Source organism: Micromonospora sp. WMMD735 (assembly GCF_049178995.1).
GTDB lineage: Bacteria > Actinomycetota > Actinomycetes > Mycobacteriales > Micromonosporaceae > Micromonospora > Micromonospora wenchangensis.
In genome coordinates this window covers 804,685-829,438 of the sequence record NZ_JBMHMJ010000002.1, presented here as the reverse complement: position 1 = coordinate 829,438, position 24,754 = coordinate 804,685, and the positions used below count along the sequence as shown (strand labels likewise).

At 74.5% G+C, this 24,754-nt stretch carries 22 protein-coding genes and 2 pseudogenes; 14 read left to right on the top strand and 10 right to left on the bottom strand.

Features of this window, described 5'->3' with window-relative positions; all coding sequences use genetic code 11:
• Positions 1 to 9: 9 nt before the first annotated feature.
• Both ACN268_RS03605 and ACN268_RS03600 read right to left on the bottom strand, forming a co-directional pair.
• Positions 10 to 1,428 (bottom strand): class I SAM-dependent methyltransferase, encoded by a 1,419-nt coding sequence (locus ACN268_RS03605; RefSeq protein ID WP_421481707.1) that lies wholly within the window; start codon positions 1,426 to 1,428, stop codon positions 10 to 12.
• Positions 1,429 to 1,442: 14 nt separating this feature from the next.
• Entirely contained in the window at positions 1,443 to 1,721 is a 279-nt protein-coding gene (locus ACN268_RS03600; RefSeq protein WP_421487061.1) for a hypothetical protein, read from the bottom strand.
• A 189-nt stretch (positions 1,722 to 1,910) separates the two neighbouring features.
• On the opposite strand from ACN268_RS03600, the pseudogene ACN268_RS03595 reads away from it, so the two are divergent.
• Positions 1,911 to 2,309 (top strand): annotated as a pseudogene (locus ACN268_RS03595) (VOC family protein); the annotation flags it as partial.
• Positions 2,310 to 3,552: 1,243 nt separating this feature from the next.
• On the opposite strand, the gene ACN268_RS03590 reads toward ACN268_RS03595, so the two are convergent.
• Positions 3,553 to 4,242 (bottom strand): helix-turn-helix domain-containing protein, encoded by a 690-nt coding sequence (locus ACN268_RS03590; RefSeq protein WP_421481706.1) that lies wholly within the window; start codon positions 4,240 to 4,242, stop codon positions 3,553 to 3,555.
• Positions 4,243 to 4,473: 231 nt separating this feature from the next.
• On the opposite strand from ACN268_RS03590, the gene ACN268_RS03585 reads away from it, so the two are divergent.
• From ACN268_RS03585 to ACN268_RS03540, 10 genes are read left to right on the top strand one after another with little or no spacing between them, the layout of a single operon-like run.
• On the top strand, positions 4,474 to 5,451 hold the full coding sequence (locus tag ACN268_RS03585) for an asparaginase (RefSeq protein WP_421481705.1): 978 nt from the start codon (positions 4,474 to 4,476) through the stop codon (positions 5,449 to 5,451).
• Positions 5,448 to 6,479: a quinone oxidoreductase family protein gene (locus tag ACN268_RS03580; protein ID WP_421481704.1), complete on the top strand. Its 1,032-nt coding sequence runs from the start codon at positions 5,448 to 5,450 to the stop codon at positions 6,477 to 6,479. Before ACN268_RS03585 ends, ACN268_RS03580 begins: the two co-directional genes overlap by 4 nt.
• Positions 6,476 to 7,909, top strand: a complete 1,434-nt coding sequence (locus ACN268_RS03575; RefSeq protein WP_421481703.1) for an MmgE/PrpD family protein — start codon at positions 6,476 to 6,478, stop codon at positions 7,907 to 7,909. Before ACN268_RS03580 ends, ACN268_RS03575 begins: the two co-directional genes overlap by 4 nt.
• Positions 7,903 to 8,841 (top strand): polysaccharide deacetylase family protein, encoded by a 939-nt coding sequence (locus tag ACN268_RS03570; protein ID WP_421481701.1) that lies wholly within the window; start codon positions 7,903 to 7,905, stop codon positions 8,839 to 8,841. The genes ACN268_RS03575 and ACN268_RS03570 overlap by 7 nt, the downstream gene beginning before the upstream one ends.
• Before the next feature lie 2 nt (positions 8,842 to 8,843).
• Positions 8,844 to 9,635 (top strand): ABC transporter ATP-binding protein, encoded by a 792-nt coding sequence (locus ACN268_RS03565; RefSeq protein WP_421481700.1) that lies wholly within the window; start codon positions 8,844 to 8,846, stop codon positions 9,633 to 9,635.
• Complete coding sequence (locus ACN268_RS03560; protein ID WP_421481699.1) at positions 9,632 to 10,492, top strand: ABC transporter permease; 861 nt, start codon at positions 9,632 to 9,634, stop codon at positions 10,490 to 10,492. The genes ACN268_RS03565 and ACN268_RS03560 overlap by 4 nt, the downstream gene beginning before the upstream one ends.
• Entirely contained in the window at positions 10,489 to 11,568 is a 1,080-nt protein-coding gene (locus tag ACN268_RS03555) for an ABC transporter substrate-binding protein (protein ID WP_421481698.1), read from the top strand. The genes ACN268_RS03560 and ACN268_RS03555 overlap by 4 nt, the downstream gene beginning before the upstream one ends.
• Entirely contained in the window at positions 11,568 to 12,350 is a 783-nt protein-coding gene (locus ACN268_RS03550) for an HpcH/HpaI aldolase family protein (RefSeq protein WP_363654411.1), read from the top strand. Before ACN268_RS03555 ends, ACN268_RS03550 begins: the two co-directional genes overlap by 1 nt.
• Complete coding sequence (locus ACN268_RS03545) at positions 12,347 to 13,009, top strand: SDR family NAD(P)-dependent oxidoreductase (protein ID WP_421481696.1); 663 nt, start codon at positions 12,347 to 12,349, stop codon at positions 13,007 to 13,009. Before ACN268_RS03550 ends, ACN268_RS03545 begins: the two co-directional genes overlap by 4 nt.
• A 39-nt stretch (positions 13,010 to 13,048) precedes the next feature.
• On the top strand, positions 13,049 to 14,152 hold the full coding sequence (locus ACN268_RS03540; protein ID WP_421481695.1) for a LacI family DNA-binding transcriptional regulator: 1,104 nt from the start codon (positions 13,049 to 13,051) through the stop codon (positions 14,150 to 14,152).
• A gap of 107 nt (positions 14,153 to 14,259) precedes the next feature.
• Here the strand turns inward: ACN268_RS03540 and ACN268_RS03535 are convergent, their stop codons facing one another.
• The 5 genes and pseudogenes from ACN268_RS03535 to ACN268_RS03515 form a co-directional block, all read right to left on the bottom strand.
• Positions 14,260 to 15,486 carry a glycosyltransferase gene (locus ACN268_RS03535; RefSeq protein WP_421481694.1) on the bottom strand — a complete coding sequence of 409 codons (1,227 nt, stop codon included), beginning with the start codon at positions 15,484 to 15,486 and terminating at the stop codon, positions 14,260 to 14,262.
• Entirely contained in the window at positions 15,483 to 17,927 is a 2,445-nt protein-coding gene (locus ACN268_RS03530; RefSeq protein WP_421481693.1) for a glycosyltransferase family 39 protein, read from the bottom strand. Before ACN268_RS03530 ends, ACN268_RS03535 begins: the two co-directional genes overlap by 4 nt.
• Positions 17,928 to 18,058: 131 nt before the next feature.
• Positions 18,059 to 19,504, bottom strand: a pseudogene (locus ACN268_RS03525) (HAMP domain-containing sensor histidine kinase); the annotation flags it as partial.
• A 52-nt stretch (positions 19,505 to 19,556) separates the two neighbouring features.
• Entirely contained in the window at positions 19,557 to 20,303 is a 747-nt protein-coding gene (locus ACN268_RS03520; RefSeq protein ID WP_204924579.1) for a response regulator transcription factor, read from the bottom strand.
• A 154-nt stretch (positions 20,304 to 20,457) separates the two neighbouring features.
• Positions 20,458 to 20,691 (bottom strand): hypothetical protein, encoded by a 234-nt coding sequence (locus ACN268_RS03515; RefSeq protein WP_421481692.1) that lies wholly within the window; start codon positions 20,689 to 20,691, stop codon positions 20,458 to 20,460.
• A gap of 213 nt (positions 20,692 to 20,904) precedes the next feature.
• On the opposite strand from ACN268_RS03515, the gene ACN268_RS03510 reads away from it, so the two are divergent.
• From ACN268_RS03510 to ACN268_RS03500, 3 genes are all read left to right on the top strand, one after another.
• Positions 20,905 to 21,855 carry a serine/threonine-protein kinase gene (locus ACN268_RS03510; protein ID WP_421481691.1) on the top strand — a complete coding sequence of 317 codons (951 nt, stop codon included), beginning with the start codon at positions 20,905 to 20,907 and terminating at the stop codon, positions 21,853 to 21,855.
• 80 nt (positions 21,856 to 21,935) lie between these two features.
• Positions 21,936 to 22,361: an OsmC family protein gene (locus ACN268_RS03505; protein WP_204924582.1), complete on the top strand. Its 426-nt coding sequence runs from the start codon at positions 21,936 to 21,938 to the stop codon at positions 22,359 to 22,361.
• A 274-nt stretch (positions 22,362 to 22,635) separates the two neighbouring features.
• Positions 22,636 to 23,469 (top strand): hypothetical protein, encoded by an 834-nt coding sequence (locus ACN268_RS03500; RefSeq protein ID WP_421481690.1) that lies wholly within the window; start codon positions 22,636 to 22,638, stop codon positions 23,467 to 23,469.
• A gap of 55 nt (positions 23,470 to 23,524) precedes the next feature.
• On the opposite strand, the gene ACN268_RS03495 is transcribed toward ACN268_RS03500, so the two are convergent.
• A complete protein-coding gene (locus ACN268_RS03495; RefSeq protein ID WP_421481689.1) occupies positions 23,525 to 24,052 on the bottom strand; it encodes an ATPase in 528 nt (175 codons plus the stop codon).
• Positions 24,053 to 24,221: 169 nt separating this feature from the next.
• Positions 24,222 to 24,668 carry a response regulator gene (locus tag ACN268_RS03490; protein WP_088645276.1) on the bottom strand — a complete coding sequence of 149 codons (447 nt, stop codon included), beginning with the start codon at positions 24,666 to 24,668 and terminating at the stop codon, positions 24,222 to 24,224.
• Positions 24,669 to 24,754: the final 86 nt, after the last annotated feature.

Genomic DNA, 24,754 nt, shown 5'->3' with positions numbered 1-24,754 from the left:
GGGACAGGCTCAGCCACCCACCACCGCCTGGTAGAGCGTCCGGGTGCCGCAGGGCAGTTCCTGCTGGCGCTCCACGCGGCAGCGGGCGGCGAGCAGCCGGGCGAACTCGTCGCGGTGGTAGTCGGGGAAGAGCCCGGCCGGCTTGTTCGCCAACAGCCGCCGCGCCATCGGGTCCTGCGGGTGGACGAACTCCACCACCAGCCGTCCGCCGGGTCGGACGTAGCCGGCCAGTTGCCCGATCACCTCGGCCAGCGGCACGTTGCGGCCGATCGCCAGGTGGTGCACCACGGCGAGGGCGAGCACCACGTCGGCGTGGGCGCGGTCGGCGAACCCGGCCCGTTCCACCCCCCGCCAGCCGCCGCCGGGCGACGGGTCGGCGAGGTCCATCACCAGCGGCAGGATGCGCTGGTCGCCCTCGGCCCGCAGCGCCCGGTAGAGGGCGTCCACCACGGCCGGGTCCTGCTCGACGGCGACCACCTGGGCGGCGTGCCGGGCGGCTGTCCGCGCGTACCGGCCGTCGTTGGCGCCGAGGTCGAGCACCAGGCCGGCGGCGACGTCGGCCACCGCCGCCTCGACGAAGCTCTCCTTGACCGCCCGGTCCGCCGTGGTGTACCCGCAGGTGCGCTGGTAGTCGACCCAGTGGCCGCCGTCGACCCGACGGTCCAGCCGGCGCACCAACCGCGCCAACCGGCGTACGGTGGCCAGCGCCAGGTCCCGCGAGTAGCCGGCGTCGCGCAGCTGGGCGGCGACGGCGCTGCTGCTGGCCCCGGCGTGCCGGGCCTGCATCGCGCCGTGCAGGTGAACGTGCGTCGGCACCCCGGGCAGCAGCCGGCGGACGCCCCGGAACAGTGGGCGCAGCTGGTCTGCCTCGATGCCGTCGACCCGGGCCCGCAGCCAGGGCTGGAAGTTCACGCCGAGGTGGGCCTGGAGCAGCAGCGGGTAGAGCATCGTCTGGCAGAACTGCCGGTAGCCGGCCCACGGTTCGCCCCCGGTCAGCGGCGCGAACGAGCCGACGTCGATGAAGACCGGGGTGGCACCGCGCCACTGGAGGTTGTAGGCCGACCCGTCCTTGGTGGTGAACCCCGCCTCGAGGGCCCGGCCCAGGATCTCCAGGTGCAGCAGGGCGGCGTCGCGCAGCATGCCGAACGACCACTCGTAGGGGTGCGAGACGAACGGGATGCGCTCGTGCCGCAGCACCGTCGTCCATCCGGTGTCCGGCAGCGTCGCCGGGTCGACCGGGGCGGTGCCGCAGACCTTGCCCTCGGCGAGCAGCGCGGCGAAGAAATCGCTGCCGGCGAGGGCCCGCCAGTCGGCGGCACCCTGCGGGCCGAGGCCACGCAGCACCTGGTCGCCCAGGTGGAAGACCCGGTTGGCGGGGTCGCGGAAGGAGCCGGGTTCCGGCCGGATGCGCAGGTCGGCGGCGGTCATCGGTACGCCCCCGGTCAGTTGCCGGCCGGCTGGCGCGGCTGCCGGTCGGCCCGGGCCGCCTCGGCCGGTGTCGTGGCGGGCCGGTCGGTCACGGTGGCGGACTGGTCGGTCACGGTGGTGCCGGGCTGGCCGGACGCGGGGGCCTCGGTGGGCTCGGCGGACCCGCGCCGGAACCGGGCCGCCACCCGCCGCCAGTAAAGCTTCGCGGCGACCGCCGCGCCCGCTGTTCCGCCGACCACCGCCTGCACGATCAGGCTGCCGGACCCCGCGTCCAGGTAGGCCAGGTGCATCATCGGCCCGCTCCCTTCCTTCGCCGTCATGGACCGCCGCCAGGTACGACGGATGAGGCATTTACACCTTAAAGACGGTTTGCTCCCCTGACACCGTACGTCGTCCGGTCCTGCCGCGAGGGGGACATGGTTTCCTCGGCCCGGTCCGTTCCGTTCAAGACCCCGCGGCGACGTCCGCCCTACCCTGGCCATATGACGCCCCGCTTCGACCTCATCGGCACCGCGGTCAACGACATGGCCCGCACCCTGGACTTCTACCGCCGGCTCGGGCTGGACATCCCCGCCGGGGCCGACCACGAGGACCACGTCGAGGTCACCCTGCCCGGTGGGCTGCGGCTGGCCTGGGACACCGTGACGATGCTGCGCGGCTTCCACCCCGACTGGACGCCACCCAGCGGCAGCCCACGCGCCAGCCTCGCCTTCCTGTGTGCCGACCCGGCCGAGGTGGACCGGTACTGGACCGCGCTCACCGAGGCGGGTTTCCACGGCGAGGTCGCCCCGTGGGACGCGGTCTGGGGCCAGCGGTACGCGATCCTGCACGACCCGGACGGCAACGGCGTGGACCTCTTCGCGCCCCTCGACACCGCACCCCTCGACACCGCACCCCTCGATGCCCCGCGCCCCGCCGGCACGCCCGACTCCGCATCCCCCGGACCGAGCTGACCCACCTGGCCGCCCCTTCCCGGTACGGACCCGGCCGCCCCTTCCCGGTACGGACCCGGCCGACCCACCCGGGCGCGGCGTCAGCTCCCCGCCCCGCTGGAAGCGGCCCCGTCCGGTGGCGCCCGCCGCTACCCGCAGGCGCGGCGCGCCGCCCCGGGCGGGCCGCAGTGGACCCGCCAGGTGCGGACGGGTGACGGCTGCTCGGCCCGGGACAGGGGTGTCAGGATCAGGAGCCAGTGGTGGGTGCGGACCCTTTCGAGCTGATGACGCCAACGGTTCACGGCGACGTCGACGCGGACCGGTCCGGGCTCCCGTGGCACGGGACACCAAGGAGCGGAGGACGGCCGCCTCCGGACCGGACGCGAGGCGACCGACGTCAAGGTGGCCGGCGACGGCCGCCGCCGGACCGGACGCGAGGCGACCGACGTCAAGGTGGCCGGCATCGAAACAACCGGCACGAAGCAAACCGGCACGAAGCAACCGGCATCGGGACGGCCAGCATCGGAACAACCGGCACGAAGCAACCAGTGTCCAGACAGTCAGCGTCGAACGGCCAGCGTCGAAGTGACCTCGGAGGAGCCGCATCGATCCGGGTAGCGCACCCACCCTGCGGTGAGGACCGGCGGACTCCCGGCCGGCCACGTGCGGGCGCGATTCGTTGACGTCATCAGCTCGAAAGGGCCCACGGTGCACAACCGCACCCCCTCGCCACGCCCATCGTGACGGGCAACGGGTGGGGTGGACCGAGGTGGCCGGGGTCGGCCCGACGGTCACGTCGACACGCGGTCGGCGGCGGATCTCAGGACCACCGCCGTGAGCCCCAGGACCACCGCCGTGAACCTCAGGACCACCGCCGCGACCCGGGACCAGCCGGGACGGTCCGGAAGAGCACCACGGGCGCCCCTCGGGGCCGTTACCGCGGCGCGGTCCGCACCCGCCACCGAACCGCCGGCACCACCGGGCCGCCGACCACGACCTGTCCGCCGTGCTCGGGTTGACCACCATCGCCCAACCCGCCGCCGAGCAGGCCGGCACCACCGGGCCGCCGGCACCACCGCCCGCCGGCACCACCGGACCGCCGGACGCCGGCACCGCTGAAACGCCGGCACCGCGCCCGGCGGGCCCGGTCGCGAAGGCTCGGGAACCCGGGCGCCCGGGGTGATGCAGGTGGTCAGCGGCCGAGCAGGGTGGTCGGTGGAACGCCGGCCAGGTCCCGGACGTCGCGGGTGAGGTGGGCCTGGTCGGCGTAACCGGCACGGGCGGCCACCTCGGCCAGTCCGACGCCGAGACGGGCCAGCGCCAGGGCGCGGTGCAGCCGCAGGATCCGGGCGAGGGTCTTGGGGCCGTACCCGAAGAGGGCCCGGCTGCGCCGGTGCAGGGCGCGCGGGCCGAGGCCGACCTCGGCGGCGGTCGCGGTGATCGTGGCGCCGGCGGCGAGCAGCGCGGCCACCCGGGGGCCGAGTGGGTCGACGCCGCCTCCCCGGGCGAGCCGGTCGACGGCGATCGCGGCCAGCGCGGCGGCGGTGGGCGACGCGCCGAGCTGCTCGGTGAGCCGGACGGCGTCGCGCCCCCAGAGGGCGTCGAGAGGCACCCGGCGGTCCCGCAGTTCGTCGGCGGGGACGCCGAAGACGGCCGGGCCCACCCCGGGTGGCAGCCGGACCCCGCGCCACCGTTCCCCGGGTGCCGACACGCTGAGCTGCGCGGTGCGGTCCGGGCCGGCGACCAGCAGCCCCGAGCGGCTGGACCAGAGCAGGTCGAGACAGCCGTCGGGCAGCACCCGGGTCGGCGGGGCGTCCGGGCGGCTCTCGCTGGCCCAGAGCACCGCTGCGTCGATCACCCCGGCGGGTCGTTCCCGGTACACGGTCCCAGCCTGCCACGCCGCCGGCCGCCCGCCGCGACGCGACACCGTGGCGACCCGGGAACCGGACGGCGACGGACACCGCAACAGGCCCGACATCCGTACGTCATCGACCAGGCAACCAATCCATAACTTCCACGGATTCACGTTCTCGCAGCTCTTGTGCAGGGCGAACGTTTGTGCAACTGTCATCACCTCGATTGAGCAATCGTTTGCGCAAAGGGGGTGTGGCCGGTGCGGATCGCGGTTCTGGCAACCGGTGGGACGATCGCGTCGCGGTGGGACCCCGACGAGGGCCTGGCCGTGACCGACTCCGTCACGGACCTGCTGAAGAACGTCCCCGGCACGACCGACGCGGAGATCCACGGATTCGACCTGTCCTGCCGGCCGAGCTTCACGCTCTCCCTGGACGACATGCTGACCACCGTCCGGGCGGTACGGGCCAAGCTCGACGACGGGTTCTCCGGCGTGGTCGTCACCCACGGCACCGACACGCTGGAGGAGGCCGCCTACCTGACCGGGCAGTTCACCGGCCCCGACGCCCGGGTCGTGCTGACCGGGGCCCAGCGCGGCGCCGACGAGCCCGACTCCGACGCCGGGCGCAACCTCGCCGACGCGATCCGGGTGGTCACCGCACCCCGGCCGCTCGGCGCGGCGACGGTCATGGGCGGCGTCGCGTACGCCGCGGTGGAGAGCCGCAAGGTGCACACCTCGGCGGTGTCGGCGTTCTCCGGCGGCACCGCCGGCGTGCTGGCCCTGGTCGACCCGGACGGCGTGCTGCGGGTCTCCACCGCCGCCCGGGGCGGGCACTACGCGCACCTGCCGATCCCCGCCCGGCTGCCCCGGGTGGACCTGGTCAAACTCGTCGCGGGCGCGGACGGCACCCACCTGCGCGCGTCGCTGCACGCCGGTGCCGCCGGCATCGTGGTCGAGGCGTTCGGCGCGGGCAACGCCCCGCCCGCGGTCGCCGAGGCCATCGCGGAGGCCGGCCGACGCGGCGTACCCGTGGTCATCACCAGCCGGACCGGGGCGGGCCGGGTCCGCCCGGTCTACGCCGGCGGCGGGGCGACCCTCGCCCGCGCCGGCGCGCTCTTCGCCGGTGACCTCACCGGCACCCAGGCCCGGGTCGCGTTGGCCCTCGCCCTGGCCGTCGAAGAACCCGGCGCCGTGCCGGAAGCCCTGCGCACCATGGTGGAAGGACGTCGCTCGTGAAGACCGAAGCAGTGACCATGAACGGGTACGGCGGCCCCGAGACGCTCACCCTCACCGAGGTCGACCTACCGGACCCCGGCCCCGACGAGGTCCTGCTGCGGGTGCTCGCGGTCGCCGTCAACCACCTCGACGCCGACCTGCGCAGCGGGGTGTCCCGGATGCCGCTGCGGCTGCCGCACGTGCTCGGCCGCGAGGTCGTCGGCGTGGTGGAACGGCTCGGCTCCCGGGTCACCGGCCGGGCCCCGGGCGACCGCGTGCTGGTGCTGCCCAACACGCCCTGCGGGAGCTGCCCCCGCTGCCTGACCGGGCGGGCCAACCTCTGCCCGAACGCCGACATGCCCGGCATCACCAGGTGGGGCGGGTACGCCCGGCACGCAGTGGCCCCGGCGCGCGGCCTGCTGGACATCGGCGACCTCGACCCGGTGGTCGCCGCCGCCACCCCGATCTCCTTCGGCACCGCCTGGCGCACCCTGTACTCCATCGGTCGGCTCGCCCCCGGCGAGTGGGTCCTCGCCCCGGGCGCAGCCGGTGGGCTCGGACACGCGGTGGTGCAGCTCGCCAAGCTCGGCGGCGCCCGGGTGGTCGGCCTCATCGGCGACCCGGCGAAGGCCGACTTCGTCTCCTCGCTCGGTGCGGACGCGGTGCTGAGCACCCGCGACCCGGACTGGGCCGCCGAGGCCCGGAAGATCACCGGGGGCGCGGGTTTCGACGTGATCGTCGAACACATCGGCGGCGACGTCTTCGAGGCCGCGCTGGGCACCCTCGCCCCCACCGGCCGGCTGATCGTCAGCGGCGGCCACGCCGGGGAGCATCCGCACCTCGACCTCATCGAGACCTTCCGCAACGAGTACGAGCTGCGCGGCTCACGCAGCCAGCGTCCCGACGAGATCGCCCGGGTGCTGGGCCTGGTCGCGGCGGGACAGCTCACCCCCCGGGTCGACGCGGTCCTGTCGTTGGCCGACGCCGGCCGGGCCCACCAGGCGCTCGCCGACCGGCGGGTGCTCGGCAAGCAGGTGATCACGCCGTGACCGGTCACCGGCGGTCCGACGCCCACGACGACGTGCTGGCCACGCTCGTCGCCGGTGCCGTAGAGGCCGCCGACACGCTGCTGGCCACCGGCGGCGGGCAGGTGCTGGTGCGGCAGGTGGCGGCCCGGCTGACCGCCAACGCCGTCGCGGCCCACGGGCACCTGCCCGCCGGGCTGGACACCGCCGGCGACCCGGACGGCCCGTGCAGCCTGCTGGCCGCGCCGGGCGGGACGGACCAGCCGGCGCGGGCCGCCGCGGTGACGGCGGCGGCGATCACCGTCAGCCAGTGCGACGAGGGGCTGCGCGAATCCCGGGGGCACCCGGGACTGCACGCGTACGCCGCCGCCCTGGCCGCCGCCGAGGCCGAGGACCGCAGCCTGCGGGTGTTCCTGCGGGCGCTGGCGGTCGGCTGGGAGGTGGGTGCCCGGCTCGGGCTGCTGCTGGGCGCGCCCCGCCCCGGGGTGCACCCGCACGGTGGGTGGGGCGTCGGCGCGGCGGCGGCCGCCGCCGGGACCGTCGCCGGGCAGGACGCCGCCGGACTGGCCGCGACGGTGAACCTGGCACTGACCGTGGCGCTGGCCGGGCCGGAGGCCGACACCCGGCGGGGGCACGCCGCCCACTACCTGCTGCCCGCCCTGGGCACCGCCAACGGGCTGACCGTCGCCCGGCTCGCCGACGCCGGGTTCCCGGCCACCGGCCCGGTGCTGCCCCACCTCGGCCGGACCGTCCACCAGGGCAGCACCGACCGGCCGGTGGACGCCGCGCTGCTGCCCCGACCGCTGCTGCCCGACATCTACTTCAAGCCGGTCGGGGTGTGCGCGCACACCCTGACCGCCTGGACGGTGGCCCGCGCGATGACCCGGGACCTCACCGCCGACGAGGTCGCGGCGGTGACCGTGCACACCTACGCGGGGGCGGCCCTGCTCGCCGAACGGCGTCCGGCCGGTCGGCTGGCCCGCCAGTTCAGCATCCCGTGGGTGGTGGCCTGCGGGCTGCTCGGCACCGACCCGGGTGCCCCGGACGGGCCGGACGACCGGCGGGCCCACGCCGCCCGGCTCGCCGAGCGGGTGACCGTACGCCACGACCCCGGGCTGGACCAGGGGTATCCGGCGGGCCGGCCGGCGGTGGTGGAGGTGACGACCCACGGCGGTGCCCGGCTGACCGGGCGGGCCCGGTTCCACCACGGCGACCGGGAGGACCCGATGACGGCCGACGACCTGGCCGCCGTCGACGCCGCGCTGCTGCGCACCCCGGGGGTGCCGGCGGGGGCGGCCGAGCTGCTGTACGGGCTGGCCCGCGCGCCCGGGGCGACCCGACTGCGAGACCTCACCGCGCTGGTGCGCGGTGGGGCACCGAATCCGAACGGCGGTCCGCCGCCGGTTCCCGCTGGGGCCGGCCCATCCGGCAGAAAGGACACGACGACATGGTGATCAGAGTCGAACCCGGCACCGAGCGGGACTTCATCGGCTACGGCGGGGACCTGCCCCGCGTCGAGTGGCCAGGTGGCGCCCGGGTGGCGGTGAGCCTGTGCCTCAACTACGAGGAGGGTGCCGAACACAGCCTCCTCGACGGCGACAGCGTCAACGAGTGGGTCGGCGAGATCTCGTACACGCCGACCAGCGCCGAGCACCGGGACCTGTCCCAGGAGTCGGTCTACGAGTACGGCAGCCGGGCCGGGGCGTGGCGGCTGCTGCGGTTGTTCGACCGGACGCAGACCCCGGTGACCGTGTACGGCTGCGCCGAGGCGCTGGCCCGTAACCGGCCGCTGACCAGGGCGTTCGTCGACGCCGGGCACGAGATCTGCTCGCACGGCCTGCGCTGGCGGGAGCCGTCGGGGATGACCGAGGACGAGGAACGCGCCGAGATCCGGCAGGCGGTGGCGACGATCACCGAGCTGTGCGGGGAACGCCCGGTCGGCTGGTACTCCCGGTACGCCCCGTCGGACCGCACGCGGCGGCTGCTGGTCGAGGAGGGCGGCTTCCGGTACGACTCCAACGCCTACAACGACGACCTGCCGTACTGGGTGCAGGTGGCGGGACAGCGGCATCTGGTGGTGCCGTACACGCACACGTACAACGACGGCCGGTTCGCCTTCAGCCCCGGCTACGGCAACCCGACCGACTTCTTCGAGAACTGCCGGCGGGGCATCGAGTACCTGTGGGAGGAGGGCGAGACCTCCCCCAAGATGATCTCGATCGGGCTGCACGCCCGGCTGATCGGCCAGGCCGGGCGGGCCTCCGCGCTGCGTGACCTCATCGCCTGGGCGCAGGACCTGCCCGGCGTCTGGTTCGCCAGGCGGCGCGACATCGCCGACTGGTGGCACCACCACTACTCCGACCTGCCGGCCCACGGAGGGCAGTGACCATGCGCATCGAGATCGACAACGTGGCCAAGGGGTATCCCCGGGCCGACGGGAGCCGACTGTCGGTGGTCGGCAGCCTCAGCACCACGATCGAGGCGCAGGAGTTCATCTGCGTCATCGGGCCGAGCGGATGCGGCAAGTCGACGCTGCTCGGCCTGCTGGGCGGGCTGCGCCGGCCGGACGACGGGGAGATCCGGTTCGTCGGCGAACGCACCGCCGCCGGTCCGCTCACCTCGATCGTCTGGCAGGACTACGCGCTGATCCCGTGGCGCTCCATCGCCGAGAACGTCGCGTTCGGGCTGGAACTGCGCGGGGTGCCCGCCGCCCGGCGGCGGGAGGTGGCCCGGGAGCACCTGACGATGATGGGCATCGAGGCGTTCGCCGACAACAAGCCGCACGAGCTGTCCGGCGGGATGCGCCAGCGGGCCGGGATCGCCCGCGCGCTGGCCAGCGACCCCGAGGTCCTGCTGATGGACGAGCCGTTCGCGGCGGTGGACGCCCAGACCCGCACGCTGCTGCAGGACGAGCTGCTCCAGGTCTGGTCTAGGCACCGCAAGACGGTCCTGTTCATCACGCACAGCATCGAGGAGGCGCTGCTGCTGGCGGACCGGATCATCGTGCTCGGACCCCGGCCGACCCGGGTGGTCGAGGAGATCCGGGTGCCGTTCCCCCGGCCGCGTACCCGCGACGTCGAGTTGGACCCGCGGTTCACCGAGTTGAAGCGCCACCTGTGGGCGCAGTTGCGGGACGCCACCCTGGCGGCCGAGTGGGCGGAAGCGAAGGGGGACCGATGAGCGAGCAGAGCGTGCCGACCCGGGAGCGGGCGACCGACGAACCCGTGGTCCGCTACGCGGTGGACCCCCGCGCGGAACGCCCGCCGGGTCGCGGCTTCAAGCTGCTCAGCAGCGGGCTGGGCAGCATGGTGCCGGTGGTCGTGGTGCTGGCGCTGTGGCAGGTCGGCAGCATGGCCGGGCTGATCGACAAGACCTTCTTCCCGGCCCCGTCGGAGTGCGTGCAGGCGCTGGTCGACCTGTTCTCCTCCGGGGAGCTGCTGCCGAACATCGGGATCACCGCCCAGCGCATCCTGCTCGGTTTCCTGCTCGGCGTGATCCCGGCGACGCTGCTGGGCATCGCGATGGGGCGGTCGCGGTGGGTGCGGGTGCTGATCGATCCGCTGATCGCTATCACGTACCCGATCCCGGTGGTGGCGATCCTGCCGCTGCTGCTGGTCATCTTCGGCACCGGCGGACGGCCGATCGTGGTGCTCGCCGGCATCATCTCGTTCTTCCCGGCCGTGGTGAACGCGATGTCCGGGGTGCTCCAGGTCGACGAGCGGCTGATCCTGATGGCCCGCAACCTGGGCGCCGGCCGGCAGCAGATCCTGTGGAAGATCGTCCTGCCGGGTGCCCTGCCGTCCATCTTCGCCGGTATCCGGCTGGCCGCGGGGCTCGCCCTGCTGGGCACGATCGCCGGTGAGTTCCTCGCCGCCAGTGACGGCGTCGGGTCGATGACCTGGCGGTACTGGCAGATCTATCAGATCGACAACATGTACGCCACGCTCGCGGTGATCGCGGCGATGGGCTTTTTCCTCACCACGGTGACGCTGCGCGTGCAGCGGCGCTTCTTCAGCTGGACGGAGGGCCAATCATGACAATCAAGAACAAGGGTGTCATCGCCGCGCTGTTGGGGGCGAGCCTGCTGCTCGGCACCGCGGCCTGCGGGAACGACGCGGAGTCGACGGGGGCCGGCGGCACCGACAAGGTGACGGTCAACTCGCTGGAGATCCTCTCGCTGGCACCGATGATGGTGGCGGACGCGAAGGGTTTCTTCGGCAAGCACCAGGTCGAGGTGGAGTTCAGCAACGCCGACATCTACTCCCGGCTCGCGGTGCAGGGTCAGGGCAAGCTGGACGTGAACATCCCGGGCACCGGTGGCGCGCTGTTCAACGCGGTCAACCAGGGGCTGCGGGTGCGGGCGGTGGCCGACCGGCAGCAGTACCGGTGCGCCTCGGACAACCTCCTGCTGGCCCGGACCCAGGCCTTCGACGGCGGCCTGAAGAGCGTGGCCGACCTCAAGGGCAAGAAGGTCGCCATCCTGGCCAAGGGTTCGACCACCGAGTACTGGCTGGACCGGGCACTGGGTGAGGTCGGGCTCAAGCAGTCCGACCTGGGGCAGATCGTCACCCTGAGCTACCCGGACACGGCCAACGCGCTCAAGAGCGGTGCGGTGGACGCCGGCTTCGTGGTGCAGCCGCTGGCGTACCAGCTCATCACCGACGGGCAGGCCAAGCGGGTGCTGGCGATGAACGAGGTGGCCCCGAACCAGGAGCAGGGCCTGATCACCATGTCGCAGGACTTCATCAGCAAGCGGCCCGAGGTCGCGGCCCGGTGGATGGCCGGCTGGCTGGAGGGCGTGCGCTACTACCAGGACCCGGCCAACAAGGACGACGTCATCAAGATCGTGGCCGAGCGGACCAAGGTGCCGGCGGCGACGATCACCAAGCTGTACGGCACCGACCAGTGGCCGTACATGGACCCGAACGGTCGGGTGGACACCGCCACGGTGACCGCCGAGGACGGCAAGTGGCTGCTCGACAACAAGATCATCGAGAAGCTGCCCGAGGTCGGCGAGTGGCACGACGGCTCCGTCGTCGACGCCGCCCTGAAGATCGTCGGCGAGGTGCCGGCCAACCGCGACTGCGGCGGCGTGCAGAAGCTGGAGTCCTGATGTTTCCCCGTCCGAGCCGGCTGGCCGAGGTGCTGCGCGACGGTGGCGTCGCCCTCGGCAGCCTGACCCTGCTCCAGGAACCGGCGATCGGCGAGATCCTCGGCGCCCTCGGCTACGACTTCCTGGTCGTCGACACCGAGCACGCCGCCGCCGACGAGCAGAGCGTGCTGGCGATGGTCCGGGCGGCCGGCTCGGCGGGGACCACCCCGCTGGTCCGGCTGCGCCGGATCGAGGAGAAGGACCTGCTCTGGTCCCTGGACAGCGGCGCCGGCGGGGTGGTGCTGCCGCTGGTGGAGACCGGCGCGCAGGCCGTCGAGGCGGCCCGGCTGACCCACTACCCGCCGGTCGGTGACCGGACGCTGTGCTCGGCGGCGCGGGCCGCCGGGCACGGCACCGCCCGGGGCGACTTCGACCGCTACCTGACCTGGGCCGGGCAGAACACCACGGTCGTCGCCCTCGTCGAGACCCCGGCCGGGCTGGCCAACCTGGACGACATCCTCGCCGCCGACCTCGACGTGCTGATGCTCGGCCGGGCCGACCTGTCGGTCAAGCTGGGTCTGGGCTACCAGCCCACCCACCCGGAGGTGGAGAAGCACGCGGTCGACTTCGTCGAGCGGGTGGTCGCCGCCGGCCGGGTCGCCGGCATGCTGGCCTACTCCGCCGAGGAGGCCCGCCGCTGGATCGACCGGGGCGTCCGCTTCGTCGTCTACTCCCAGCCGGAGATGCTGCTCTCCGACGCCTACCGGCGGGCCCGCGACGAGATCCTCGGCGGTACGTCGTGAGCCTGCTGGTGACCGGCGGGGCCAGCGGCATCGGCGCGGCGGTGGTCGCCACCGCCCGCGCCCGGGGCGAGACGGTGCACGTGCTGGACGTCACCACCGGCGTGGACGCCGCCGACCCGGTCGCGGTGGGCGAGTTCGTCGACGCGATCGGCACCCCACGCCGGGTGGCCCACCTGGCCGGGGTGGTCAGCGCCGGTGGCATCGAGCAGACCAGCCTCACCGAGTGGGAACGCACCCTGCGGAACAACCTCACCGCCGCGTTCGTCGTCTCCCAGGCCGTGGTGCCCCGGATGGCGGCGGCCGGCGGGGGGTCGCTGGTGCTGATGAGCAGCCTCAACGCCCGCGACGGCGGCACCCGGCTGTCGGGCACGGCGTACGCGGCGGCGAAGGCGGGGGTGCTGGGCCTGATGCGGCACCTGGCCGTCGACTTCGGACCGCGGGCGGTACGGGTCAACGCCGTCGCGCCCGGCCCGGTGGCCACCCCGATGCACGACCGGCTCACCGCCGAACAGAAGGCGGGGCTGCGGGCCCGGATGCCCCTGGGCCGGGTCTCCTCGGCGCAGGAGATCGCCGACATCGTGCTGTTCCTGCTCTCCGATTCCTGCGCCACGGTCACCGGCATGACCTTCGATGTGAACGGGGGCAGTCATCTCAGCTAGGTTGCCGGGTACGGGTACCGGTCCGGCACGGGAGGCACAGTGAACAAGCGGGTGACCCTGCGCGACGTCGCCGGCCACACCGGGGTGCACGTCTCCACGGTCTCCCGGGTGCTGCGCGGCGACGACGTCCGGGTCGCCCCGGCGACCGCGGCCCGGATCGTGGCCGCCGCCCGGGAGCTGGGTTTCCACCGGGACCGTTGGGCGGCGAGCCTGCGCAGCGGCAAGACCGGGGTGATCGGCGTGCTGGTCCCCCGGATCACCGATATCGTGCTGGCCACCGTCTTCGAGGGCATCGACGCCGCCGCTGCCGCCGCCGGCTACCAGGCGGTGGTCAGCAGCAGCTGGGACGACGACGAGGCGCGGGCGCTGCGCATCCAGCGGTTGATCGGGGAACGGGTGGACGGGCTGATCATCGGTGACGCCCGCCGCAACGATCCGATGCTGGCCCGGCTGGCCGCCGACGGGGTACCGTTCGTGCTGGTCAGTCGGGCCTCGCGGGGTTTCCCGTCGGTGACCGGCCGGGACCGCCTCGGTGGTCGGCTCGCCGCCGAGCACCTGATCGACGTGGGCTGCCGGCGGCTGGCGGTGATCGCCGGTCCCGGGCACGCCAGCACCGCCGCCGACCGGGTCGCGGGCTTCCTCGCCGCGGCGAAGGCCCGGGGCGTGCCGGTCGACCCCCGGTGGGTCGCACCGTCCACCTTCGACGTCGCCGGTGGGGCCTCGGCGATGGCCGGGCTGCTGGACACCGGCCGTCCCGACGGGGTCTTCGCGGTGAACGACTTCGCCGCGATCGGGGCGATGGGCACCCTGCGTGACCACGGCCTGCGGGTCGGTCGGGAGGTGGCGGTGGTCGGGTACAACGACATCGACGTGGACGCCCAGCTCCTGGTGCCGCTCACCTCGATCCGTACCCCGCTGCGGGACATGGGCTCGCAGGCGCTGCACGCCCTGCTCACCCTGCTCGGCTCGGGCAGCACCACGTCGGTACGGCTGGACCCGGAACTGATCGTCCGGGCGACCACCGCCGACTTCTCCCCCGGGGTCACGGAGGCGGTGGCGCGGACCGTCGCGCTGCCGGAGGTGCCCCACGGGGAACACCTACGAGGGCATTCCGCAGGCGCGGCGGTCACCCCGGTGAACTGACGCCCGCCCGGCCGACCCGGTCCTCCGGGCCCCACGCCGTACGGCCCGCGCCGGCTGCCCGGCGGTGCGCGGGGCCCGGAGGTGGCCACGCGCCACCGCCCGGCCGGTCAGGCCCGGCGGTGGTGCATCGCCAGGCGCAGCAGCAGGAACCGCAGCGCCGTCGCGGCCAGGTTCGCGACCACCAGCACGGCCAGTTCGACCGGCCGGGCCGGGGTGCCGACCGCGTGCAGGGCGGCGAGCGCTCCGCTGGTCAACGCCAGACCGAGGGCGAAGGCGAGCAACCCCTGCAGGTGGTGCCGGCCGGCGGCCCGCCGGCCGGTGATGCCGAAGGTGAGCCGACGGTTCGCCGCCGTGTTGCCCACCGCCGTCACCAGCAGCGCCAGCAGGTTCGCCGGTTGCGCGCCGAGCATCCCCCGGGTTGCCACGAACAGCACCAGGTACGCCACCGTGCTGACCACGCCGACCAGGGCGAACCGGGCCAACTGACCGGGCAGCCCGGCCGGCACCCGCGCCGGTGCGGCGGCCAGCGGCGCCCGGCCCCACTGGGCGCGCAGCGCGGCCAGCGGCAACGCCCCGGTGACCAGGGCCCGCCCCAGCCGGCCGATGCCGCGCAGGTCGGCCAGGGCGGTGGCCACGATGTCGACCCGGCTGTCCGGATCGTCGACCCAGTCCACCGGCACCTCGTGGATACGCAGTCCGGCGCGCTGGGCGAGCACCAGCAGCTCGGTGTCGAAGAACCAACCGGTGTCCTGCACCAGCGGCAGCAGCTCCCGGGCCACGTCGGCGCGGATCGCCTTGAAGCCGCACTGCGCGTCGGAGAACCGGGCGGCGAGAGCGCCGCGCAGCAGCAGGTTGTAGGCCCGGGATATCACCTCCCGTTTGGCGCCCCGCACCACCCGGGAGGTCCGGGCCAGCCGGGTGCCGATGGCGAGGTCCGAGTGGCCGGAGATGAGCGGGGCGACCAGCGGCAGCAACGCGGCCAGGTCGGTCGACAGGTCCACGTCCATGTACGCCAGCACCGGGGCGTCCGACGCCGACCAGGCGACCCGCAGCGCCCGGCCGCGTCCCTTGGCGCTCAGGTGCCGTACCTCGACGTGCGGGAGTTCGGCGGCGAGCGCCTCGGCCACGGCGAGGGTGCCGTCGACGCTGGCGTTGTCCGCCACGGTGATCCGGAACGGGTACGGGAAGTGCGCACTGAGGTGCTGGTGCAGCCGACGTACGCAGGGACCGAGGTCGGCCTCCTCGTTGTAGACCGGCACCACCACGTCGAGCACGGCGGTCGGGGTGCCGGTCCGGGTCTGTACGGCGGGCCGGGGGCTGCCGGTCGTGGTCATCCCTGTGCCTCCTGTCCGGCGCTGGTCAGGTCGTAGACGGTGACCCCGTCGACGGTCTGCGCGGTGAAGTTCTCGGTGACCCAGGTAGCGATCTCCTGGGAGGCGGAGCTGCCGCCGTTGGCCCGGAAACCGCCCCCGCCGACGAAGTAGTGGATCTTCCCGGCGGCCACGTACTCCTGGAACCGGGCCAGCGTGGGTGACGGATCGCTGCCGTTGAAGCCGCCGACCGCCATCACCGGCCGGCCGGTGGCGAGCTGGTAGCCGGAGGCGTTGTTGGAGCCGACGGTCGCCGCCACCCAGGTGTAGTCGTCGGCGTCGGCCGTCAGCAGCGCCTTCAGCGCGGCGCTCGGCTCCCGGGAGTCGAGCAGGCCGCCCATCCCGCCGGCCATGCGCCCCTGGCCACCCCCGGTGCGCCCACCGTCCTGACCGGTGCCGCCGTTCGGACCGGCGCCACCGTCCTGACCGGTGCCGCCGTTCTGACCGGCGCCGTCGGGGAAGCCGGGGAACTGGCCGGTGCCACCGTTGGCGGTACCGCCGGGGAAGCCGGGGAACTGGCCGTTCTGGCCGGTGCCGCCGTCCCGGTTGCCGCCCGGGAAGCCGCCACCACCGGGGAAACCGCCGCCACCGGGGAACTCCATGCCGCCGCCCATCCGGCTGCCGGGCCCGCCACGACCCGGTCCGAAGCCGCCCTGCACGGCCGGGCCGGCGCTCGGGATGGACCCGGTGTGCGGGGTGCCGGCGGTCTGCGCCGCGTACGCCGCCGGGCCGGCCAGCGCGGCCGACGCGCCGAGCGCCAGCACCACCGGCACCAGTCGCCGGGGCAGCCGCCGGGCGAGCAGGATCAACACCGCCACGGCGAGCCCGGCGACCAGCACCACCGACCGTAGCCAGGGCTGGAAGTCGACGCTGCGGCCGAGCAGCCGCCAGGACCACCAGGCGGTCACCGCCAGGGTGACGGCCAGGGCGACGGTGGCGAACCACCCCCGCCACCGCAGGGACCGGCCGCCACCGGTCGCCGACGCGGGCGCGGGGTCGACACCGGAAGCCGGCCCGGCGGTGGCCGTGGGGTCGGCAGCGGGGCCCGTCCCGGCGTCGATACCCGGGGCGGCGATCGGCCCGGCGGGCACCGCGGAACCGGTGACCCGGGCGACGGGTGCCGCTGCGGCCCGGCGTTCCCGCCAGAGCAGGACGGTGCCGATGCCGACCAACGCGCCGACCGCCGGCGCCAGGGCCACCGTGTAGTAGGCGTGGAAGATGCCGGACATGAAGCTGAAGATCAGCCCGGTGACCAGCAGCCAGCCGCCCCACAGCAGCAGCCCGGCGCGACGGTGGTCGGTGCGCGCCGCCCGGCCGGCCAGCACCAGGCCGGCGACGAGCAGGATCAGCGCGGCCGGCAGCAGCCAGGAGATCTGGCCGCCGACCTCGGTGTCGAACATCCGCAGCCAGCCGGTCTGCCCGGAGAACGGCCCACCGCCGCCGCCCATCCGGGCACCACCGCCGACGCTGCCCTCCTCGTCACCGGTGATCCGGCCGAGGCCGTTGTAGCCGAGGGTCAGCTCCAGGATGCTGTTGGTCTGCGACCCGCCGACGTACGGCCGGGCGCTGGCCGGGACCAGTTCCACGGTGGCCACCCACCAGCCGGCGGCGACGACCAGCCCCAGGCCGGCCAGCAGCAACTGCCGGATCCGTCGCCAGAAGCCGGTCGGCGCGGCCAGCAGGTAGACCCCGGCGAAGACCGGGACCACCAGGAACGCCTGGAGCATCTTGGTGAGGAAGCCGAAGCCGACCAGCACCCCGACCAGCACGATCCACCGGGTGCCGGCCGTCTCCACCGCCCGCACGGTGGCGTAGGCCCCGAGCACCAGCAGCAGCACCAGCAGCGCGTCCGGGTTGTTGAACCGGAACATCAGGGTGGCGACCGGGGTGAGCGCCAGGACCGTCCCGGCGATCAGCCCGGCGGCCGGGCCGTACCAGCGGCGGACGGTGGCGTACAGGACGCCGACCGAGGCGACGCCGAGCAACGCCTGCGGCACCAGGATCGCCCAGCTGTTCAGCCCGAAGATGCGTACCGACAGGGCCATCAGCCACAGCGCGGCCGGCGTCTTGTCGACGGTGATCGAGTTGGCCGCGTCGGAGGAGCCGTAGAAGAACGCCTTCCAGCTCTCGGAGCCGGCCTGCACCGCCGCCGAGTAGAACGAGTTCGCCCAGCCGGACTCCCCCAGACCCCACAGGTAGAGCAGACCGGTGCCGAGCAGCAGCACGGCCAGCGCGGGCCTGACCCAGCGCGGGTCGCGGCGGGACGCGTCGCCGCCGTCCGGGTGGGCCGCCGCCGAGCGGTCCGGCGGTGCGGTCGCGGCGGCGGGCGGACCCGACGGGGGTGCGGTCGCGGTGTCGTCCGGTGGGGTGGCCGGCGTCCTCAGCAGGCTCTCGGTTCTGTCCATGCGGCAAGCCTCGAACAGCGGGTTGGGGCCGCCCCGTGACCGAGCTATGCGTGAGCTGTGGAATCCGGCGGCGGCGACGCGACCGGTTGCGGGGGCGCGGGCGCGGCGCTGTCCGGGGGCGTCGGGGTGGCCGGCAGCCGGACGGTGAAGACCGTGCGGCCCGGTCGGCTCTCCAGCTCGACGCCGCCGTGGTGGGCCTCCACCACGGCGGCCACGATGGCCAGGCCGAGGCCGGTGCTGCCGTGCTGCCGGGACCGGGAGCTGTCGCCCCGGGCGAACCGTTCGAAGACCTCGTCGCGCAGCTCCGGGGGCACCCCGGGGCCGTCGTCGGTGACGCTGAGTTCCACCGCACCGGGCACCTGGGTGATGCGGGTGGTGACGGTGGTTCCGGGCGGGGTGTGCACCCGCGCGTTGGCGAGCAGGTTCGCCACCACCTGGTGCAGCCGGACGGCGTCGCCGGGCACCTCCACCGCCTCGTCGGGCAGGTCGAGCTGCCAGCGGTGTCCGTCGCCGGCCACGTGCGCGTCGCTGACCGCGTCGACCACCAGGGCGGTCAGGTCGACCGGCCCGGTGGCCAGCGGCCGTCCGGAGTCCAGCCGGGCCAGCAGCAGCAGGTCGTCGACGAGGCTGGTCATCCGGGTGCTGGCGGATTCGACCCGGCGCAGCGCGTGGGCCACGTCCGGGGGCACCCGGTCGCGGCCCCGCCGGGCCACCTCGGCGTAGCCCCGGATCGCGGCCAGCGGGGTACGCAGCTCGTGCGAGGCGTCGGCGACGAACTGGCGTACCCGGGTCTCGCTGGCCTGCCGGGCGGCGAGCGCGGCGGCGACGTGGCCCAGCATCCGGTTCAGCGCCGCGCCCACCTGCCCCACCTCGGTGCGCGGGTCGGTGTCGACGGCGGGCACCCGCACCGACAGCGCCACCTCGCCCCGGTCCAGGGGCAGTTCGGCGACCCGCCCGGCGGTGGCCGCGACCCGGTGCAGCGGGCGCAGCGTGGCCCGGACGATCAGCGCGCCCAGGCTGCCCGCGACGAGCAGGCCGGCGGTGGCGACGCCGGCCTGGGCGACGACCATCCACCAGACGGTCTCCTGCACGGAACGCAGCGGGATGGCGAAGACCAGGGTGTCGCCGCCGGGAACCCGGCGGGCCACCGCCCGGTAGTCGCCGCGCTCGCCGAGGTCGACGGTGTGCGGCCTGCTGTCGGCGGGTAACGCGGCCAGCGGGGCGACGTCGGCGGCGGTGAGCGCCTCGGTCGCGCCGGAGGCGCTGCGGATGCGGGCCGACGACTGCTCCTGCGGGATGATCCGCATCCCGATCGAGCCGACCGGGTACGTCGGTGGCGGGTCGGGTTGCCCCTGCCGGCCGGCGGTCTGGTCGAGGGGGCGGGGCTGGCCCGGGGTCCGGTCCCAGGGCAGCCGGGTGTCGAAGCGGCGGTTGTCCCCGACGAGTTGGGTGTCGACCTGGGTGATCAGGAAGTGCCGCAGCGCGACGGTGGTCAGCCCGCCGATGCCGATGCTGACCACCGCCAGCAGCGCGACCACGGTGAGCACCAGCCGGCGACGCAGCGACCAGCCCGCCAACCGGTGACGCCGCTGGCCGCCGGCCAGCCGGCGGCGGAGGCGACCGACCGGGTCACGGCGCGGGCTTGAGGACATAGCCGGCGCCGCGCAGGGTGTGGATCATCGGCGCGCGTCCCACGTCGATCTTCTTGCGCAGGTACGAGATGTACAGCTCGACCACGTTGGCCTGCCCGCCGAAGTCGTAGTTCCACACCCGGTCGAGGATCTGCGCCTTGCTGAGCACCCGGCGCGGGTTGCGCATCAGGTAGCGCAGCAGTTCGAACTCGGTGGCGGTCAGGGTGATCAGGTCGTCGCCCCGGCGTACCTCGTGGCTGTCCTCGTCGAGGGTGAGGTCGCCGACGGTGAGCACGGCCTCCTCCCGGGCGGTCACCGCGAAGCCGGTACGCCGCAGCAGGGCGCGCAGCCGGGCGATGACCTCCTCCAGGCTGAACGGCTTGGTGACGTAGTCGTCGCCGCCGACGGTGAGCCCGGCGATCCGTTCCTCGACCGCGTCGCGGGCGGTCAGGAAGAGCACCGGCACGGTCGGGGTCTGCTCGCGCAGCCGGCGCAGCACCTGGAAGCCGTCCAGGTCGGGGAGCATCACGTCGAGCACCACGGCGTCGGGCTGGAACTGGCGGGCCGCGCTCAGCGCCGCCATTCCGTTGCCCGCGCTGCGCACCTGCCACCCCTCGTAGCGCAGCGCCATCGACAGCAGGTCGGTCAGGGTGGGTTCGTCGTCGACCACGAGTACCCGGACGGGTTCGCCGTCGGGGCGGCGCAACTCGATCCGGTGCGGTGCGGTCTGCCCCTCGGTCACCATGCCCCCATCGTGGGACCGGTTACTGGCGCTGCCCTGTGCCCATCCTGTGCGCCCGCTGTGCGCGCGGCCCCGCTCGACCGTACCGGGCCGGGCGGCGTCGGGGGGCGGTTCCCCGGATCGCGCCCGACCACCGACGGGCCGGTTCGGCGTGCGGCTACTGGCTCATGCCGGTCGGGTAGGTGTGCACGAAGGACATCGTCCAGTGGTCGTCGCCGGCCGGCTGGTCCCGCTGGTAGAGGTGGTCGGGGCCGCCCCCGCCGGGAGCCGGTGGGGCGTCCGGGTGGCGCAGCACCCAGCGGACGGGCGGCGCCCCCGCCGGGTCGGCCGGCAGGACACGGACCAGGTCGTGGGCCGGCCCACCGACGAAGCGTACGGTCACCTCGCCCATCGGGGCCTCCCTCCGGCGGCCGGCGGTCGCGGGCCACTGACGGCAAGCTACCGCACCCGGGGCCGGGTCGGGGTGGCTCGACCGGGTCCACCGGAGTGGGACCGGGCCCGCTGGGCGGGGCGGGCACGGTTTGCCCAGCGCAGCGGCCGGGTACCGGCTCGACAGCGCCATCGCCACCCCGGCGACGCGGTCGGCGTGGACAGGAGCGGGTCGATGAGGACGCTGGCCGGGCGTTACCAGCTCGAACAGCGCATCGGCATGGGTGGGATGTCGGAGGTCTGGCGGGCCCACGACATCGTCTTGGACCGGCCGGTCGCGGTGAAGCTGATGTCCCCCGCCCACCGGGGGGAGCAGACCTCGGTCGAGCGGATCAGGGCCGAGGCCCGCTCCGCCGCCCGGCTGGTGCACCCCAACGTCGCCGGCGTCCACGACTTCGGCACCTCGACGACCCTGCCCGGCCGGGAGATGCCGTACATCGTGATGGAGCTGGTGGAGGGCGAGACCCTCGCCGCGCACCTGCGGGCCGGGCCGTTGGACTGGCGGATCGCGGTCCGGGTCTGCGCCGAGGTGGCCGCCGCACTCGCCGCGGCGCACGCCCACGGGATCGTGCACCGCGACGTCAAACCGGCCAACGTGATGCTCACCCCGTCGGGGGCGAAGGTGCTCGACTTCGGTATCGCGACCCCGGCCGGCGCACCCGACCACAGCCCGGAGGGCATGCTGGTGGGGACTCCGGCGTACCTGGCCCCGGAGCAGTTCGACAGGCAGCCGGCCACCCCCGCCGCCGACATGTACGCCGTCGGTGTCCTGCTCTACTACTGCCTCACCGCACGGCTGCCGTACGCGGCGGGGACCACCGCCACCCAGCTGGTCGGGTCCCGCCGGAAGATCACGCCGGAGCCGTTGCCGCCGGTCGCGGGACTCCCGCCCGAGGTGGCCGACCTGTGCCGACGCTGTCTCGCCGACGACCCGCGCGAGCGGCCCAGCAGTCTGGTGGCGGCGCTGGAGCTGGCGGAGGTGGTCGACGCCCGGGTCTACGTGCCGATGCTGGCCTCGGTGCCCCGGCCCCGCACCGCACCGGTGTCGCCGTGGACCGAACGGGCGGCCGCCGAGGAGACCGAGGCGGTGGCGTTGCACGACTGGTCCCGGACCGGACCGGTCTGATCCCGGCCGTCGGCGCGCCGGGCCGGGCGTTTCACCCGTTCGTGGCCGGGAACCCGGCCGACGGATGAGGGGGGAACGCGATGCCGGATCCGAGTTCCTGGCTGCACGAGGCCAGCGCGACCGCCACGGGCGGGCACGTACGCACCGACGACGGTGGGCTCTCCACCGCGCTGGCGTCACCGCTCGCGCCGCACTGCACCGGGTTGACCCCGGAGCAACTGCTCGCCGCCGCCTTCGCCTCCTGCCTGCACCACGCGGCGGTCGAGGCGGCCGGGGAGATCACCGACGAGGCGCACACGGTGCAGGTGACCGCCGAGGCGAAGCTCGGGCGCGACGACGACGGCCGGTACCGGGCCGACGTGCACGCCAGCATCTCGTCGGCCGGGTTGAGCCGGGAGCAGTTGGCCGAACTGGTCGCGTACGCCGACCGGCTGTGGCCGTTCTCCAGTGACGACAGCAGCCGGCACCGGCTGACGGTGAGCGCGGCCGAGAACGGCCGACACTGAGCCGTCGACGGCCCGCCGCGTCCGGGGGAGGCGACCCGAGCCGTCCCGGCGGGGTCGCCTCCGCCGTTCGGTCGAGCCTCGACCGACGTCCCGCGACTCCCGCTGCCCGTCCTATTCATCACGGCAAGAGCGGTATAGTCGACAAAAGCGCCGTGTACGGTTCACGGCTTTGAGAGACCGATACGGGGAATATCCGGGCGGATTCGGGCCGATTGTGGCGTAGGCCACCCATACCGCCGCCAGTTTCCCGCCGAAACCTCTCTAACCTCGTCGGGTGCACCCCGACGAGACCGCCGCGCAGCAGCCGGCCCGGAACCGCCCGGCCACCCGTTCGACCCCGGTGGCCTCGGACGAACGGAGGATCGGCCGGCACCGCGCGCCGGAACCACCCAGGCGGGGCATCGGTGCCGCGCTCGCCTCGACCCCCGCCCGGATCGCCCTCGCCGGTGGCGTGACCTGCTGCCTGGGGCTCGTCGCGCTGGCCGGGACCCACCGGGTCGACAGGCAACCCCGGCCGGTGCAGGAGGTGCTGGCCGACCGGGCCGCCGACGAGCAGCGGGCCTCCCGGGCCCGGGAGCGGACCGTCCTGCCGGCCAGCCCCCTGCCGGCCAGCCCCCACCCGTCGGCCACCCCCGGCGCCGCCCGGCCGAAGCCGACGACGAAACCGGTCCGGCCCCGCCCGGTCGCCGGGCTCACCCGGGTGCAGATGGACAACGCCCAGGTGATCGTCGCGGTCGGCGTCGACCTGGGAGTGCCGCGCCGGGGGCTGGTGGTCGCCGTCGCCACCGCCATGCAGGAGAGCGACCTGCACAACCTCGCCAGCGACGTGCTGCCCGAGTCGTACGACCACCCGCACCAGGGCAGCGGCTCGGACCACGACTCGGTGGGCCTGTTCCAGCAGCGCCCGAGCAGCGGTTGGGGCACGGTGGCCCAGCTGATGCGCCCCGCCTACGCGGCGCGGGCGTTCTACTCCGCGCTGGCCGAGGTTCCCGGCTGGCGGCAGCTCAGCATCACCGCCGCCGCGCAGGCCGTGCAGATCTCCGCCTACCCCGGCGCGTACGCGCGGCACGAGGACCGGGCCGCCGCCGTGGTCGACGCGCTGCTCTGAACCGGCCCTGCCGCCACCGCGCGACGGGCGGCGGCGGACCGGTAGGGCCCCCGGGTCAGGCGACCCGGGTGCCCGGCTCGGGCTGGTCGACCGTCACCTCGTCGGTGCCGGTGGCGACCCGGGTGGCCGGGACACCCCCGGCGGCGGCGGTCGGGGTGTCGACCGGCACGGTCTCGACGGTCAGCCCGGTCAGGAGCTGGTCGACCCGGGCCGCCCGGTGCCGCCGTTCGTGCAGTGACGCCTCGAACTCGCGGCGGGCCTGCACCGCCTCGGCGTACACCCGTTCGCGCAACTGCCGGGCCTCCTCCCGGGCGGCGTCCAGCTCGGCGCGGGCCCGGGCCAGCAGCTCGTCGGCCGTACGCGGGGCCGCCGGCCGGGCCGCGCCCCCGTCGGCGGCGGCCCGCCGCCGGTCGACCATCGCCAGGAGCAGGGTGGTCTCCTGGCGGATCTGGTCCCACTCCCGCCCCGCGCCGGCGATCACCTCCGCCCGCGCGGCGAGCCGGGTCAACCGGACTCCGAGCTCGTCCAGGCAGGAATCGACCTGCCGCCGGTCGTAGCCGGACTCAACGACGGAGAACCTCATACGTGTCGCCCCCCAGGAAGCTGGTACGTCTGTCCCAGCTCGATCCTCGCGGCAGCCGACGGCCCCCGGGGCGGTTCGAGAAAAATGTTCAGCAATTGCGGGGCGGGTCCCGGAGCCGACGACCGGGGCGGACCCGACGCGTCGGGGCGCGCCGGGACGCCCCGGGCGGTCAGGAACGCTTGGGCAGCACCACGACCCGGCCGAAGAACTCGTCGATGCGGCGCACCACGTCGTTGAAGTCGTCCAGGTCGATCGGCTTGGTGACGTAGGCGTTGGCCTGGAGGCTGTAGCTGCCCACGATGTCGGTGTCCGCGTTGGACGTGGTCAGCACCACGATCGGGATGGTGCGCAGGTCGTCGTCCTGCTTGACCTCGCCGAGCACCTGCCGGCCGTCCATCCGCGGCATGTTCAGGTCGAGCAGGATCACGTCGGGTCGGCGGGCGTCGACGTGCCGGCCCTCCTGCCGCAGGAACTCCATCGCCTCCTGACCGTCACCGACCACGTCGATGACCTTGGCGATGCCGGAGTCCGCCAGGGCTTCCTCGATCATCAGCACGTCACCCGGGTCGTCGTCGACCACCAGGATGCGGACGGGGTTCGTGGCGCCTCGGTCCATGGGTCCAACCTGTCTGTGTCGGCGAGCGGGGACGACGGTCTCGGTACCCCGTTGGCGGTATGACCGAACACGGTCACCCGCGGAGC